This is a genomic window from Stappia sediminis (genome assembly GCF_009826895.1).
Taxonomy (GTDB): domain Bacteria; phylum Pseudomonadota; class Alphaproteobacteria; order Rhizobiales; family Stappiaceae; genus Hongsoonwoonella; species Hongsoonwoonella sediminis.
In genome coordinates, this window is sequence record NZ_WUMV01000002.1 from 120,688 (window position 1) to 133,533 (window position 12,846).

Here is a 12,846-nt window from a genome sequence, read left to right on the forward strand (position 1 = left end):
GAAGAGGCAGACGCTATGTCGCGCACGCACAAGATCGAGGACTACCGCAATTTCGGCATCATGGCCCACATCGATGCCGGAAAGACCACGACCACCGAGCGGATCCTCTATTACACCGGTCGTAGCCACAAGATTGGCGAAGTTCATGATGGCGCCGCCACCATGGACTGGATGGAGCAGGAGCAGGAGCGTGGCATCACGATCACGTCCGCTGCCACGACTGCTTTCTGGAAAGAAAAGCGCCTCAACATCATCGATACGCCGGGTCACGTCGATTTCACGATCGAGGTCGAGCGTTCGCTGCGCGTGCTCGACGGTGCTGTTGCTTTGCTGGATGCCAACGCCGGCGTCGAGCCGCAGACGGAAACCGTCTGGCGTCAGGCCGACAAGTACAACGTCCCGCGCATGATCTTCGTCAACAAGATGGACAAGCTCGGCGCGGATTTCTACCGCTGTGTGGAAATGATCAAGAAGCGCCTCGGCGCGAATCCGCTCGTCCTTCAGCTGCCGATTGGCGCTGAGAGCGAATTCGTCGGTGTGGTCGACCTGATCGCGATGAAGGCCTACATCTGGCGCGACGAAAGCCTTGGCGCGCAGTGGGATGTGGTCGACATTCCGGCGGATCTCGCCGGCAAGGCGCAAGAATACCGTGACATCATGATCGAGACCGCGGTGGAAGCCGATGAGGCCGCTCTCGAGGCGTATCTGGAAGGGAACGAGCCGGACGAGGCGCAGCTCAAGGCGCTGATCCGCAAGGGCACGATTTCCAACACCTTCGTGCCGATCTTCTGCGGTTCCGCATTCAAGAACAAGGGCGTTCAGCCACTGCTTGACGGTGTTGTCGATTATCTTCCGAGCCCGATCGATATCGATGCCATCCGCGGCATCGACGGCAAGACCGAAGAAGAGACGACACGCAAGGCCAGCGACGAAGAGCCGCTTGCCCTGCTTGCCTTCAAGATCGCGAACGATCCGTTCGTCGGTTCGCTGACGTTCTGCCGGATTTACTCCGGCGTTCTCAACAAGGGTGTTTCCCTGCTCAACACGGTCAAGGAAAAGCGCGAGCGCGTTGGCCGCATGATGCAGATGCATTCCAATTCGCGTGAGGATATCGACGTCGCATATGCCGGCGATATCGTTGCCATTGCGGGTCTCAAGGACACGACAACGGGTGATACGCTGTGTGAGGCGACCAAGCCGGTCATTCTCGAGCGTATGGAATTCCCGGATCCGGTCATCGAGATCGCGGTCGAGCCCAAGACGAAGGCTGACCAGGAAAAGATGGCTGTGGCGCTCAACCGTCTTGCGGCCGAGGATCCGTCCTTCCGCGTCAAGACCGACGAGGAATCCGGCCAGACCATCATCGCCGGCATGGGCGAGCTTCACCTGGACATTATCGTCGATCGCATGAAGCGCGAGTTCAAGGTCGAGGCGAACATCGGTGCGCCGCAGGTTGCCTACCGCGAGACGATTACCCGGCTCGCCGAAGTGGATTATACCCACAAGAAGCAGACCGGCGGTTCGGGCCAGTTCGCCCGCGTCAAGATCACGATCGAGCCGAACGAGGCCGCGGCCGGCTTCGAGTTCGAGAGCAAGATCGTCGGTGGTGCGGTTCCGAAGGAATACATCCCGGGCGTGAACAAGGGTATTGAGAGCGTCATGAGCTCCGGTCCGCTGGCCGGGTTCCCGATGGTCGATATCAAGGCGACGCTTCTGGATGGTGCGTATCACGACGTGGACTCCAGTGTCCTGGCGTTCGAGATCGCATCCCGCGCGGCTTTCCGCGAGGCGATTGCCAAGGCTTCTCCGAAGCTTCTCGAGCCGATCATGAAGGTCGAGGTCGTGACGCCGGAGGATTACATGGGTGATGTGATCGGTGACCTGAATTCCCGTCGCGGGCAGATTGCCGGTACGGAAAATCGTGGCATCGTCACGGCGATCACGGCCATGGTGCCGCTGGCGAATATGTTCGGCTATGTGAACAACCTTCGCTCCATGTCTCAGGGTCGTGCCCAGTATTCGATGGTGTTCGATCACTATGAGCAGGTGCCGCAGGCGGTGGCCGACGAGGTTCAGGCGAAATACGCCTGAGGCCGACAGCCTGCTCCCGGAGCAATAACTCAAGAATTGGAAGAAGCGGAGAAATCCGATGGCGAAAGAGAAGTTTGAGCGCAATAAGCCGCACGTTAACATTGGCACGATTGGCCACGTTGACCACGGCAAAACGACGTTGACGGCTGCGATTACGAAGCAGTACGGCGAGTTCAAGGCTTACGACCAGATCGACGCGGCTCCGGAAGAGCGTGCACGCGGCATCACGATCTCGACGGCGCACGTGGAGTATGAGACGGATGCGCGTCACTATGCGCACGTCGACTGCCCTGGCCACGCCGACTACGTGAAGAACATGATCACGGGTGCGGCGCAGATGGACGGCGCGATCCTCGTGGTTTCGGCGGCCGACGGCCCAATGCCGCAGACGCGCGAGCACATCCTGCTTGCCCGCCAGGTCGGCGTTCCGGCGCTGGTGGTGTTCCTGAACAAGGTCGACCAGGTTGACGATCCGGAGCTTCTGGAACTGGTCGAGGTCGAGGTTCGCGAGCTTCTGTCGTCCTATGACTTCCCGGGCGACGACATTCCGATCGTCGCGGGTTCGGCGCTTGCCGCTCTTGAGGGCCGCGACGACAACATCGGCACGGAGAAGATCGCCGAGCTGATGAAGGCCGTCGACGACTACATCCCGACGCCTGAGCGTCCGCGCGATCAGCCGTTCCTGATGCCGATCGAGGACGTGTTCTCGATCTCGGGCCGCGGCACGGTTGTGACGGGCCGCGTCGAGCGCGGCGTCGTCAAGGTGGGCGAGGAAATCGAGATCGTCGGTATCCGCGACACGCAGAAGTCGACGGTGACGGGCGTCGAGATGTTCCGCAAGCTGCTCGACCAGGGCGAGGCTGGCGACAACATCGGCGCGCTGCTTCGCGGCATTGGCCGCGAGGACGTGGAGCGCGGTCAGGTTCTGTGCAAGCCGGGTTCGGTTACGCCGCACACGAAGTTCAAGGCCGAGGCCTACATCCTGACGAAGGAAGAAGGTGGCCGGCACACGCCGTTTTTCACCAACTACCGTCCCCAGTTCTACTTCCGCACGACGGACGTGACGGGCGTTGTTGAGCTTGAGGAAGGCACCGAGATGGTGATGCCGGGCGACAACGTCTCGGTGACGGTGACGCTTATCGTGCCGATCGCCATGGAGGAAGGCCTCCGCTTCGCCATCCGCGAGGGCGGCCGCACCGTCGGTGCAGGCGTCGTCGCGAAAATCATTGAGTAATCCACAGACGAAGGGCGCTTGGGGCCCCCTCGGGCGCCCTAGTCTTTTGGAGACTGAGACATGAACGGTCAGAATATTCGGATCCGCCTCAAGGCATTCGACCACCGTGTTCTCGACGCTTCGACGCGCGAGATCGTTAGCACGGCGAAGCGGACCGGGGCACAAGTGCGCGGCCCTGTGCCGCTGCCGACGCGGATTGAGAAGTACACGGTGCTTCGTGGCCCGCACATCGACAAGAAGAGCCGTGATCAGTTCGAGATGCGCACGCACAAGCGTCTTCTCGACATCGTTGATCCGACGCCGCAGACCGTCGACGCTTTGATGAAGCTCGACCTGGCTGCAGGTGTTGACGTCGAGATCAAGCTGTAAGGCGCTCACAAGGGGTAACGCCGATGCGTTCTGGAGTGATCGCACAGAAGGTGGGAATGACACGCATCTATAACGATGCGGGCGAGCAGGTGCCGGTGACGGTCCTGCGTCTTGAAAAGTGCCAGGTCGTCGCTCACCGGACGGAAGATAAGAATGGCTATACCGCGCTGCAGGTCGGCGTGGGAACGGCCAAGGTCAAGCGCACGTCGAAGGCGATGCGTGGTCATTTCGCGACAGCGAAAGTCGAACCGAAGCGCAAACTCGCCGAGTTCCGCGTCTCGAACGATAACCTGATCGATGTGGGCGCCGAAATCACGGCGGACCATTTCATCGAGGGTCAGTTCGTGGACGTAACCGGCACTTCGATCGGCAAGGGCTTCGCCGGTGCCATGAAGCGGCACAATTTCGGAGGTCTTCGGGCCACGCACGGTGTGTCGATTTCGCACCGCGCGCATGGCTCGACCGGTCAGAACCAGGATCCGGGCAAGGTCTTCAAAGGCAAGAAGATGGCCGGCCACATGGGCCAGGAGCGGGTTACGACCCAGAACCTGAAGGTTGCGCGTACCGATGTGGAGCGCGGGCTGATCATGGTCGAGGGTGCGGTTCCGGGCGCGAAAGGCGGCTGGATCCTGATCCGGGACGCCGTGAAGAAGGCGCTGCCGGATGGTGTGCCGGTTCCGGGTGCGTTCCGTATGCCGAACGGTGAGCCTGCGGCCGAAGCCGGGAAGGAGAGTGAGTGATGGAACTCGAGGTAAAATCCCTCGGCGGCAAGTCGGCCGGTTCGATCACCGTGTCTGACGAGATTTTCGGCCTGGAGCCGCGCACGGACCTGATTCATCGAGTTGTGCGCTGGCAGCTGGCCAAACGTCAGGCGGGTACGCATAAGACGCTCGGTCGCTCCGAAGTTACGGGCACGACGAAGAAGTTCGTTCGTCAGAAGGGCACCGGTGGCGCCCGTCACGGCAATCGCAAGGTTCCGCAGTTCCGTGGTGGCGGTCGTGCATTCGGGCCCGTCGTTCGCGATCATGCGCATGATCTTCCGAAAAAGGTGCGCGCATTGGGCCTTAGGCATGCGCTGTCTTCCAAGGCGCGGACGTCGAAGCTGATCGTCCTTGACGAAGCCAAGTCCGGCGATGCCAAGACCAAGGCGGTTCGCGAGCAGCTTGCGAAGCTCGGCTTGTCGAATGCCCTGGTAATCGACGGTACCGAGATCGATGCGAATTTCGGCCTTGCGGCAAGGAACATTCCTTCGATCGACGTGCTTCCGATCGCAGGCATCAATGTCTATGACATCGTGCGCCGCGATACGCTGGTTCTCACCAAGGCTGCGGTTACGGCTTTGGAGGAGCGGTTCAAATGACGGATATCAGGCATTTCGACACGATCGTGTCGCCGGTAATTACCGAAAAAACGACGCTGGCTTCCGAGCAGAACAAGGTGGTCTTCAACGTTGCCGGTGATGCGACGAAACCCCAGATCAAGGCGGCGGTCGAGGCGCTTTTCGGCGTCAAGGTAACCGCGGTCAACACTTTGGTCCGCAAGGGCAAGGTCAAGCGCTTTCGTGGCCGTATTGGCCAGCAGTCCGACGTCAAGAAGGCGGTCGTGACGCTGAAGGACGGCGACTCGATCGACGTGACGACGGGCCTTTGAGGCGGAGAAGGATAGATGGCACTCAAGACCTTTAATCCGACGTCGCCTGGCCGTCGTCAGCTTGTTCAGGTAGACCGTTCCGGACTTTGGAAGGGCAAGCCTGTCAAGACGCTGACGGAAGGCCTGTCGAAGTCCGGCGGACGTAACAATGCCGGCCGGCTGACGTCGCCGAACATTGGTGGTGGACACAAGCGCCGCTACCGTCTGGTGGATTTCAAGCGCCGCAAGCATGATATTTCGGCTACCGTTGAACGGCTGGAATACGATCCGAACCGGACGGCGTTCATCGCCCTTATCCGCTATGACGACGGTGAACTCGCCTACATCCTCGCGCCTCAGCGTCTTGCTGCCGGCGACAAGGTCGTGGCCGGCAAGCAGGTCGACGTGAAGCCGGGTAATGCGATGCCCCTGTCATCGATCCCGGTTGGCACGCTCGTCCATAACGTCGAGATGAAGCCGGGCAAGGGCGGTCAGATCGCACGGTCTGCGGGCGCTTATGTCCAGATCGTTGGGCGTGACCAGGGTTACACGGTTCTGCGCCTGATGTCGGGCGAACAGCGCCGCGTTCCGGGAGCGTGTTTTGCAACCGTCGGTGCTGTGTCCAATTCGGACCATGCCAACATCAATCTTGGCAAGGCTGGCCGTTCGCGCTGGCTTGGCCGCCGCCCGCATGTTCGCGGCGTCGCTATGAACCCGGTCGACCATCCGCATGGCGGTGGTGAAGGTCGCACTTCGGGTGGCCGTCATCCGGTCACTCCGTGGGGCAAGCCGACCAAGGGTAAGCGCACTCGCAGCAACAAGGCCACGGACAAATACATCGTCCGTAGCCGTCATGCGCGCAAGAAGTAAGGGGACGGGCGATGTCACGTTCTGTTTGGAAGGGTCCGTTCGTTGACGGCTACCTTTTGAAGAAAGCGGACAAGGTTCGCGAATCCGGCCGTAACGAGGTCATCAAGATCTGGAGCCGGCGTTCCACGATCCTGCCGCAGTTCGTTGGGCTTACCTTTGGCGTCTACAACGGCCAGAAGCATGTCCCGGTCCTGGTGTCTGAAGACATGGTCGGTCACAAGTTCGGTGAGTTTTCGCCGACGCGGACCTACTACGGCCACGGCGCCGACAAGAAGGCGAAGAGGAAGTAACGATGGGCAAGCCGAAGCGTGAGCGGGTGCTCGCCGACAACGAGGCGCGGGCGGTTGCCCGGATGCTGCGCGTTTCCCCGCGCAAGCTGAACCTCGTCGCGGCTTCCATCCGTGGCAAGAAGGTTGAATCGGCTCTCGCCGATCTGTCGTTTTCCCGCAAACGCATTGCGGGCGACGTCAAGAAGGCGCTGATGTCGGCGATCGCCAACGCGGAAAACAATCACGATCTCGATGTCGACAGCCTGGTTGTGGCCGAGGCACATGTTGGCAAGGCGTTTGTGATCAAACGCTTCCAGGCGCGTGCACGCGGTCGTGTCGGCCGGATCGAGAAGCCGTTTTCGAACCTCACGATCGTTGTCCGTGAAATCGAGGAGACCGCCTGATGGGTCAGAAAGTAAATCCGATCGGCCTGCGCCTCGGCATCAACCGGACATGGGATTCCCGCTGGTATGCGGACAAGGGCGAATACGGCGATCTTCTGCACGAGGATTTTCGCATTCGCGAATATATCCAGGGTGAGTTGAAGCAGGCCGCGGTGTCGAAGGTCGTTATCGAACGTCCGCACCGCAAGTGCCGCGTCACGATCCATTCGGGCCGTCCGGGCGTCATCATCGGAAAGAAGGGCGCGGACATCGAAAAGCTCCGCAAGAAGCTTGCGGTAATGACCAATTCGGATGTCCACATCAACATCGTCGAAGTGCGCAAGCCGGAAGTCGATGCCCAGCTCGTGGCGAGTTCCATTGCGCAGCAGCTTGAGCGCCGTGTCGCGTTCCGCCGCGCCATGAAGCGCGCCGTGCAGTCTGCGATGCGCCTTGGCGCTCAGGGTATTCGTATTTCGTGCAGCGGCCGTTTGGGCGGTGCCGAGATCGCGCGTATCGAGTGGTACCGTGAGGGCCGCGTTCCGCTGCACACTTTGCGTGCGGACATCGACTACGGTGCTGCTACCGCTCATACGGCTTATGGCGCTTGTGGCGTGAAGGTCTGGATCTTCAAGGGTGAGATCCTGGAGCACGACCCGATGGCGTCCGAGCGGCGCGCGGGCGAAGGTGACCAGAACCAGGGCGGCCGGCGCGACCGGTCTGATCGTGCGGCCTGAGGCTGCCGGTCCCGCGCCGCGTTCTTAGAGAAGCGAGAGAGAAAAGATGCTGCAACCGAAGCGAACTAAGTTCCGCAAGCAGCACAAGGGCCGCATCCATGGCTTGGCCAAGGGCGGAACCGATCTGAACTTTGGCGCATATGGCCTCAAGGCCGTTGAGCCCGAGCGCATTACCGCGCGTCAGATCGAGGCGGCCCGCCGTGCTTTGACCCGTCACATGAAGCGTGCGGGCCGTGTGTGGATCCGCATCTTTCCGGACGTCCCGGTTTCCAAGAAGCCGACTGAAGTCCGCATGGGTAAGGGCAAGGGCTCGCCGGAATATTGGGCGTGCCGCGTGAAGCCCGGCCGGATCATGTTCGAGATCGACGGCGTGCCGGAGGAAACCGCGCGCGAGGCTATGCGGCTTGCCGCGGCCAAGCTGCCGATCAAGTGCCGTTTCGTTCAGCGTATTGCTGAATAACGAACGTTCCAGGAGTTAAGGCCATGAAGGCGACGGACGTTCGGGCGAAGACCATAGACGAGCTCTCCACGGAGCTTGAAGCCCTCAAGAAGGAGCAGTTCAACCTGCGCTTCCAGAAGGCGACCGGTCAGCTCGAAAACACGGCGCGGGTACGGCAGGTTCGCCGTGATATCGCGCGTATTCAGACGATCATGCGCGACAAGCGCGTGGGCGCGTAAGGAGACGAGAATGCCGAAACGCGTTCTTCAAGGTGTCGTGGTGAGCGACGCCAATGCCAAGACGGTCACGGTGCTCGTCGAGCGCCGCTTCACGCATCCGCTGCTGAAGAAGACCGTTCGCCGCTCGAAGAAGTATCGGGCGCACGACGAGAACAACAACTGCAAGGTCGGGGACCGGGTTCTGATCCAGGAATCGGCGCCGATCTCCAAGTCGAAGAGTTGGGTCGTGGTCGAGGAATCGGCCGCGAAATAAGGTTAGCTTGCGCCGTCCTTGAAGGGGCGGCGGGATAAGTACAAGGCAGCCAGTCATGATTCAGATGCAAACAAACCTCGACGTCGCCGACAATTCCGGCGCCCGTCGTGTCATGTGCATCAAGGTGCTCGGCGGCTCGAAGCGGAAGTATGCCAGCGTTGGTGACATTATTGTCGTCAGCGTGAAGGAGGCTAATCCGCGCGGCCGCGTGAAAAAGGGCGACGTGATGAAGGCGGTCGTCGTGCGCACGGCGAAAGACATTCGCCGCGCCGATGGATCGGTCATCCGGTTCGACCGCAATGCGGCCGTTCTGGTGAATAACAACAAGGAACCGATCGGGACCCGTATCTTCGGCCCGGTTCCTCGTGAACTGCGGGCGAAGCAGCACATGAAGATCATTTCGCTCGCTCCGGAGGTGCTCTGATGGCCGCGAAGATCAAGAAGGGCGACAATGTCGTCGTGCTGACCGGTCGCGACAAGGGCAAGACCGGTGAAGTTATCAGGATGCTCCCGGCGGAAAACCGGGCTGTTGTGCGTGGCGTGAATGTGGTGCGTCGTCACCAGCGCCAGACCGCGCAGACCGAGGGCGGCATCATTTCCAAGGAAGCTCCGATCCACCTGTCCAACCTGGCCGTCGCCGATCCCAAGGACGGCAAGCCGACCCGCGTCGGCTTTAAGGTCAAGGAAGACGGCACAAAGGTTCGGCTGGCCAAGCGTTCGGGAGATCTGATCGATGGCTGATACGGCATATTTGCCCCGCATGAGGACGCATTACGACGAGGTCGTGCGTCCGCAGTTGCTGGAGAAATTCGGTTACAAGAACCCGATGGAAGTTCCCTCGATCGAGAAGATCGTGCTGAACATGGGCGTCGGGGAGGCTGTTGCCGATTCCAAGAAGGCGAAGATTGCGGCCGACGACCTGGCGCTTATCGCAGGTCAGAAGCCGGTGATCACCCGCGCCAGCAAGTCCATCGCCACCTTCAAGGTGCGCGAAGGAATGCCGCTCGGTGCCAAGGTCACGCTTCGCCGTGCCCGCATGTACGAGTTTCTTGACCGTCTTGTTACGATCGCGCTCCCGCGCGTTCGCGACTTCCGTGGCCTGAGCCCGAAGAGCTTCGATGGTCGCGGCAACTATGCGATGGGCATCAAGGAGCACATCGTGTTCCCGGAGATCAACTACGACAAGGTTGACCAGATCTGGGGCATGGACGTGGTCGTTTGCACGACGGCAAAGACCGATGACGAGGCGCGCGAGCTGCTGCGCGCGTTCAACTTCCCGTTCCGCAAGTAACGGCGGATACGGGAAAGGAACGAGGATAGACGATGGCGAAGAAGAGCGCGGTCGAGAAAAACAAGCGGCGGGAGCGTCTGGTCAAGAAATATGCCGAAAAGCGCGCAGCGCTTAAGGCTCTGGCCAAGGACGAAAGCCTTTCGCTGGAGGAGCGTTTCAACGCGCGGCTGAAGCTTGCCAAGCTTCCGCGCAACTCCGCTCCGAGCCGGGTTCGCAACCGGTGTGAAGTCACGGGACGTCCGCGCGGTTTTTACCGCAAGCTGAAGATGTCGCGTGTGGCCCTTCGCGAACTGGGTTCCCTGGGCAAGATCCCGGGCCTGGTCAAGTCGAGCTGGTAAGGAGAAACTCCCATGGCGATGTCCGATCCTTTGGGGGATATGCTGACCCGCATCCGCAATGCGCAGATGCGGCGTAAGCCGAAAGTGTCCACGCCGGCGTCGAAGCTGCGTGCTCGTGTTCTCGAGGTGCTGCAGAAGGAAGGTTTCATCCGCGGCTACTCCACGGTCGAATTCGACGGTGGCAAGTCAGAGATCGAGATCGAGCTGAAGTATTTCGACGGCGAGCCGGTGATCAGGACGATTGAACGTGTTTCGAAGCCGGGCCGCCGGGTTTACTCGTCGGTCAGGAACATTCCGCACGTGAACAACGGTCTCGGCGTTTCGATCCTGTCGACCCCGCGCGGGGTTCTGGCGGATCACGAGGCGCGTGACCAGAATGTGGGTGGAGAGGTGCTCTGCCGCGTCTTCTGATGCGGCGGCCGCTTTTTCCGGTAATGAACTTAACCGAATAGGTTGATCAGATGTCTCGAATTGGCAAAAGGCCAGTCCCCGTGCCGAGCGGGGTAACGGCAACGATCAACGACCGGACGATTCAGGTGAAGGGTCCCAAGGGGGAACTTTCCTTCATCGTGAACGAAAACGTCCTGGTCGAAATGACGGATGACGGGATCAGGGTCGATCCGCGTGACGACTCCAAGCGCTCGCGCTCGATGTGGGGCATGAGCCGCACGATGATCTCCAACATCATCAACGGCGTAAGCCAGGGCTTTGAGAAAAAGCTCGAGATCACCGGCGTCGGTTACCGCGCCCAGGTGCAGGGTCAGAACCTGCAGCTTGCGCTCGGTTTCTCGCACGATGTGCTCTTCCCGATCCCGGACGGGATCCAGATCCAGTGCCCGAAGCCCACGGAAATCGTGGTTTCCGGCATAGACAAGCAGCGTGTCGGTCAGGTTGCGGCGAATATCCGCGAATACCGGCCGCCGGAGCCCTACAAGGGCAAGGGCGTTCGCTATTCGGATGAATACATCGTCCGCAAGGAAGGCAAGAAGAAGTGACGGGCCGGATCATGTCGAAGGGCAACTCAAGCTTCGAGCGTCGCCGCGATCGCGTGCGCCGTTCGATCAAGAAAGTGGCGAACGGGCGTCCGCGTCTTTCCGTGTTCCGCTCGTCCAAGCAGATTTACGCTCAGATCATCGACGACGCCAAGGGTCATACCGTTGCCGCCGCCTCGACGATCGAGAAGGACGTCCGCGGTCAGCTGAAGACCGGTGCGGATGTGGCTGCAGCGGAAGCCGTTGGCAAGCTGATCGCGGAACGCGCGAAGGCTGCCGGCGTCACGCAGGTCGTGTTCGACCGTGGCGGCTATCTGTATCACGGTCGCGTCAAGGCGCTCGCCGATGCGGCGCGCGAAGGCGGGCTGGAATTCTGACCGCGTAGACAGACGCTCTAGGAACGGAAGACGAAGATTATGGCAAGACAAGACATGCGGGATCGCGAAGAGCGTGACAGCGAATTTGTCGACAAGCTCGTCCACATCAACCGCGTCGCCAAGGTGGTCAAGGGTGGCCGTCGTTTCGGGTTTGCCGCGCTTGTCGTCGTGGGTGACCAGAAGGGCCGCGTCGGCTTCGGCCACGGCAAGGCTCGCGAAGTGCCCGAGGCGATCCGCAAGGCGACCGAAGCTGCGAAGCGCACGATGATTCGCGTGCCGCTGCGCGAAGGCCGCACGCTGCATCACGATGTCGAGGGCCGTCATGGCGCCGGCAAGGTGATCCTGCGCGCAGCTCCCGCCGGTACGGGAATTATCGCGGGTGGTCCGATGCGTGCGGTTTTCGAAACGCTTGGCGTTCAGGACGTCGTCGCGAAGTCGCTTGGCACGTCCAATCCGTACAACATGGTGCGGGCAACGTTCGAGGCGCTGAAGCGTGAAGACAGTCCTCGTTCCGTGGCGGCGAGGCGTGGCCTAAAGGTCTCGGCGCTCCAGGCACGTCGTCGTGATACCGACGAAGCTCCTGCGGCTGCCGCCGAGGGTTGACCTCGGTGTCCTGGCACACCAGCTTGAATGAGGATTTGTTCGATGGCGAAGACCGAGAACTCCATCACGGTCGAACAGATTGGCAGCCCGATCCGGCGTCCTAAGGATCAGCGTGCCACCCTGGTCGGCCTTGGTCTGAACAAGATGCACCGCCGCTCGACGCTGAAGGATACGCCGGAAGTGCGCGGCATGATCCGTAAGGTCCAGCATCTCGTGCGCATCGTCGAAGACGCGTAAGGGATCCGGGAGAACTGAAATGAAACTCAACGAACTCCGGGACAATCCGGGCGCCACGAAGGACCGGACCCGCGTTGGACGCGGTATTGGTTCGGGCAAGGGCAAGACCGGCGGCCGTGGCGTGAAGGGGCAAAAGTCCCGCTCAGGCGTTGCGATCAAGGGCTTCGAGGGCGGCCAGATGCCGATCCATCGTCGTCTGCCGAAGCGCGGCTTCACGAACATTTTTGCCAAGTCCTTCAATGTCGTTTCGCTTGGCCGGGTCCAGCAGGCTCTCGATGCCGGCAGGCTCGATGCGTCCTCGCCGGTCACGGTAGAGGCGCTCAAGGCGGCAGGCGTGCTGAAGCGCGTGAAGGACGGCGTTCGCCTCCTTGGTGACGGCGAATTGAAGGCTGCGGTCAATTTTGAAATCGCGGGTGCTTCCAAGTCGGCCGTTCAGGCGGTTGAAAAGGCCGGCGGAAAAGTGACCATCATCGGGGTTCAGGCGGAAGCCTGAGCCCC

The 12,846-nt window shown here is 60.9% G+C and carries 23 protein-coding genes; all 23 read left to right on the plus strand.

The window, feature by feature from the left end; all coding sequences use genetic code 11:
• Positions 1 to 15 precede the first annotated feature (15 nt).
• From fusA to rplO, 23 genes are read left to right on the plus strand one after another with little or no spacing between them, the layout of a single operon-like run.
• On the plus strand, positions 16 to 2,091 hold the full coding sequence (fusA, locus tag GR183_RS04000; RefSeq protein WP_160774318.1) for an elongation factor G: 2,076 nt from the start codon (positions 16 to 18) through the stop codon (positions 2,089 to 2,091).
• A 58-nt stretch (positions 2,092 to 2,149) separates the two neighbouring features.
• Positions 2,150 to 3,325 carry an elongation factor Tu gene (tuf, locus tag GR183_RS04005; protein WP_160774307.1) on the plus strand — a complete coding sequence of 392 codons (1,176 nt, stop codon included), beginning with the start codon at positions 2,150 to 2,152 and terminating at the stop codon, positions 3,323 to 3,325.
• Positions 3,326 to 3,385: 60 nt separating this feature from the next.
• Positions 3,386 to 3,694, plus strand: a complete 309-nt coding sequence (rpsJ, locus tag GR183_RS04010) for a 30S ribosomal protein S10 (RefSeq protein WP_029057583.1) — start codon at positions 3,386 to 3,388, stop codon at positions 3,692 to 3,694.
• A 23-nt stretch (positions 3,695 to 3,717) separates the two neighbouring features.
• The gene (gene rplC, locus GR183_RS04015; protein ID WP_160774319.1) at positions 3,718 to 4,434 is read left to right on the plus strand and encodes a 50S ribosomal protein L3; all 717 of its coding nucleotides are present in this window, start codon (positions 3,718 to 3,720) and stop codon (positions 4,432 to 4,434) included.
• Complete coding sequence (gene rplD / locus GR183_RS04020) at positions 4,434 to 5,054, plus strand: 50S ribosomal protein L4 (protein ID WP_160774320.1); 621 nt, start codon at positions 4,434 to 4,436, stop codon at positions 5,052 to 5,054. Before rplC ends, rplD begins: the two co-directional genes overlap by 1 nt.
• Entirely contained in the window at positions 5,051 to 5,344 is a 294-nt protein-coding gene (locus tag GR183_RS04025) for a 50S ribosomal protein L23 (RefSeq protein ID WP_160774321.1), read from the plus strand. The genes rplD and GR183_RS04025 overlap by 4 nt, the downstream gene beginning before the upstream one ends.
• A gap of 15 nt (positions 5,345 to 5,359) precedes the next feature.
• Positions 5,360 to 6,193, plus strand: coding sequence for a 50S ribosomal protein L2 (gene rplB / locus GR183_RS04030; protein WP_160774322.1), 834 nt, complete (start codon positions 5,360 to 5,362; stop codon positions 6,191 to 6,193).
• A gap of 11 nt (positions 6,194 to 6,204) precedes the next feature.
• Positions 6,205 to 6,483, plus strand: coding sequence for a 30S ribosomal protein S19 (gene rpsS / locus GR183_RS04035; protein WP_160774323.1), 279 nt, complete (start codon positions 6,205 to 6,207; stop codon positions 6,481 to 6,483).
• A gap of 2 nt (positions 6,484 to 6,485) precedes the next feature.
• The gene (rplV, locus tag GR183_RS04040) at positions 6,486 to 6,866 is read left to right on the plus strand and encodes a 50S ribosomal protein L22 (protein ID WP_160774324.1); all 381 of its coding nucleotides are present in this window, start codon (positions 6,486 to 6,488) and stop codon (positions 6,864 to 6,866) included.
• Positions 6,866 to 7,579, plus strand: coding sequence for a 30S ribosomal protein S3 (gene rpsC / locus GR183_RS04045; protein WP_160774325.1), 714 nt, complete (start codon positions 6,866 to 6,868; stop codon positions 7,577 to 7,579). Before rplV ends, rpsC begins: the two co-directional genes overlap by 1 nt.
• 46 nt (positions 7,580 to 7,625) lie before the next feature.
• Positions 7,626 to 8,039: a 50S ribosomal protein L16 gene (gene rplP, locus GR183_RS04050; protein ID WP_160774326.1), complete on the plus strand. Its 414-nt coding sequence runs from the start codon at positions 7,626 to 7,628 to the stop codon at positions 8,037 to 8,039.
• Positions 8,040 to 8,062: 23 nt separating this feature from the next.
• A complete protein-coding gene (gene rpmC / locus GR183_RS04055; protein WP_160774327.1) occupies positions 8,063 to 8,257 on the plus strand; it encodes a 50S ribosomal protein L29 in 195 nt (64 codons plus the stop codon).
• A 10-nt stretch (positions 8,258 to 8,267) separates the two neighbouring features.
• Positions 8,268 to 8,510, plus strand: coding sequence for a 30S ribosomal protein S17 (gene rpsQ, locus GR183_RS04060; protein ID WP_160774328.1), 243 nt, complete (start codon positions 8,268 to 8,270; stop codon positions 8,508 to 8,510).
• Between the two features lie 55 nt (positions 8,511 to 8,565).
• Positions 8,566 to 8,934, plus strand: a complete 369-nt coding sequence (gene rplN, locus GR183_RS04065) for a 50S ribosomal protein L14 (RefSeq protein WP_160774329.1) — start codon at positions 8,566 to 8,568, stop codon at positions 8,932 to 8,934.
• On the plus strand, positions 8,934 to 9,251 hold the full coding sequence (gene rplX, locus GR183_RS04070) for a 50S ribosomal protein L24 (RefSeq protein ID WP_160774330.1): 318 nt from the start codon (positions 8,934 to 8,936) through the stop codon (positions 9,249 to 9,251). The genes rplN and rplX overlap by 1 nt, the downstream gene beginning before the upstream one ends.
• Entirely contained in the window at positions 9,244 to 9,801 is a 558-nt protein-coding gene (gene rplE / locus GR183_RS04075) for a 50S ribosomal protein L5 (RefSeq protein WP_160774331.1), read from the plus strand. Before rplX ends, rplE begins: the two co-directional genes overlap by 8 nt.
• Before the next feature lie 32 nt (positions 9,802 to 9,833).
• Complete coding sequence (gene rpsN / locus GR183_RS04080; protein WP_160774332.1) at positions 9,834 to 10,139, plus strand: 30S ribosomal protein S14; 306 nt, start codon at positions 9,834 to 9,836, stop codon at positions 10,137 to 10,139.
• 12 nt (positions 10,140 to 10,151) lie between these two features.
• Positions 10,152 to 10,550, plus strand: coding sequence for a 30S ribosomal protein S8 (gene rpsH / locus GR183_RS04085; protein ID WP_160774333.1), 399 nt, complete (start codon positions 10,152 to 10,154; stop codon positions 10,548 to 10,550).
• A gap of 50 nt (positions 10,551 to 10,600) precedes the next feature.
• Complete coding sequence (gene rplF / locus GR183_RS04090) at positions 10,601 to 11,134, plus strand: 50S ribosomal protein L6 (protein ID WP_160774334.1); 534 nt, start codon at positions 10,601 to 10,603, stop codon at positions 11,132 to 11,134.
• 11 nt (positions 11,135 to 11,145) lie between these two features.
• Positions 11,146 to 11,508: a 50S ribosomal protein L18 gene (rplR, locus tag GR183_RS04095; protein WP_160774826.1), complete on the plus strand. Its 363-nt coding sequence runs from the start codon at positions 11,146 to 11,148 to the stop codon at positions 11,506 to 11,508.
• Between the two features lie 39 nt (positions 11,509 to 11,547).
• On the plus strand, positions 11,548 to 12,111 hold the full coding sequence (gene rpsE / locus GR183_RS04100; RefSeq protein ID WP_160774335.1) for a 30S ribosomal protein S5: 564 nt from the start codon (positions 11,548 to 11,550) through the stop codon (positions 12,109 to 12,111).
• Between the two features lie 42 nt (positions 12,112 to 12,153).
• A complete protein-coding gene (gene rpmD, locus GR183_RS04105; RefSeq protein ID WP_160774336.1) occupies positions 12,154 to 12,348 on the plus strand; it encodes a 50S ribosomal protein L30 in 195 nt (64 codons plus the stop codon).
• Positions 12,349 to 12,367: 19 nt separating this feature from the next.
• Positions 12,368 to 12,841: a 50S ribosomal protein L15 gene (rplO, locus tag GR183_RS04110; protein ID WP_160774337.1), complete on the plus strand. Its 474-nt coding sequence runs from the start codon at positions 12,368 to 12,370 to the stop codon at positions 12,839 to 12,841.
• Positions 12,842 to 12,846: the final 5 nt, after the last annotated feature.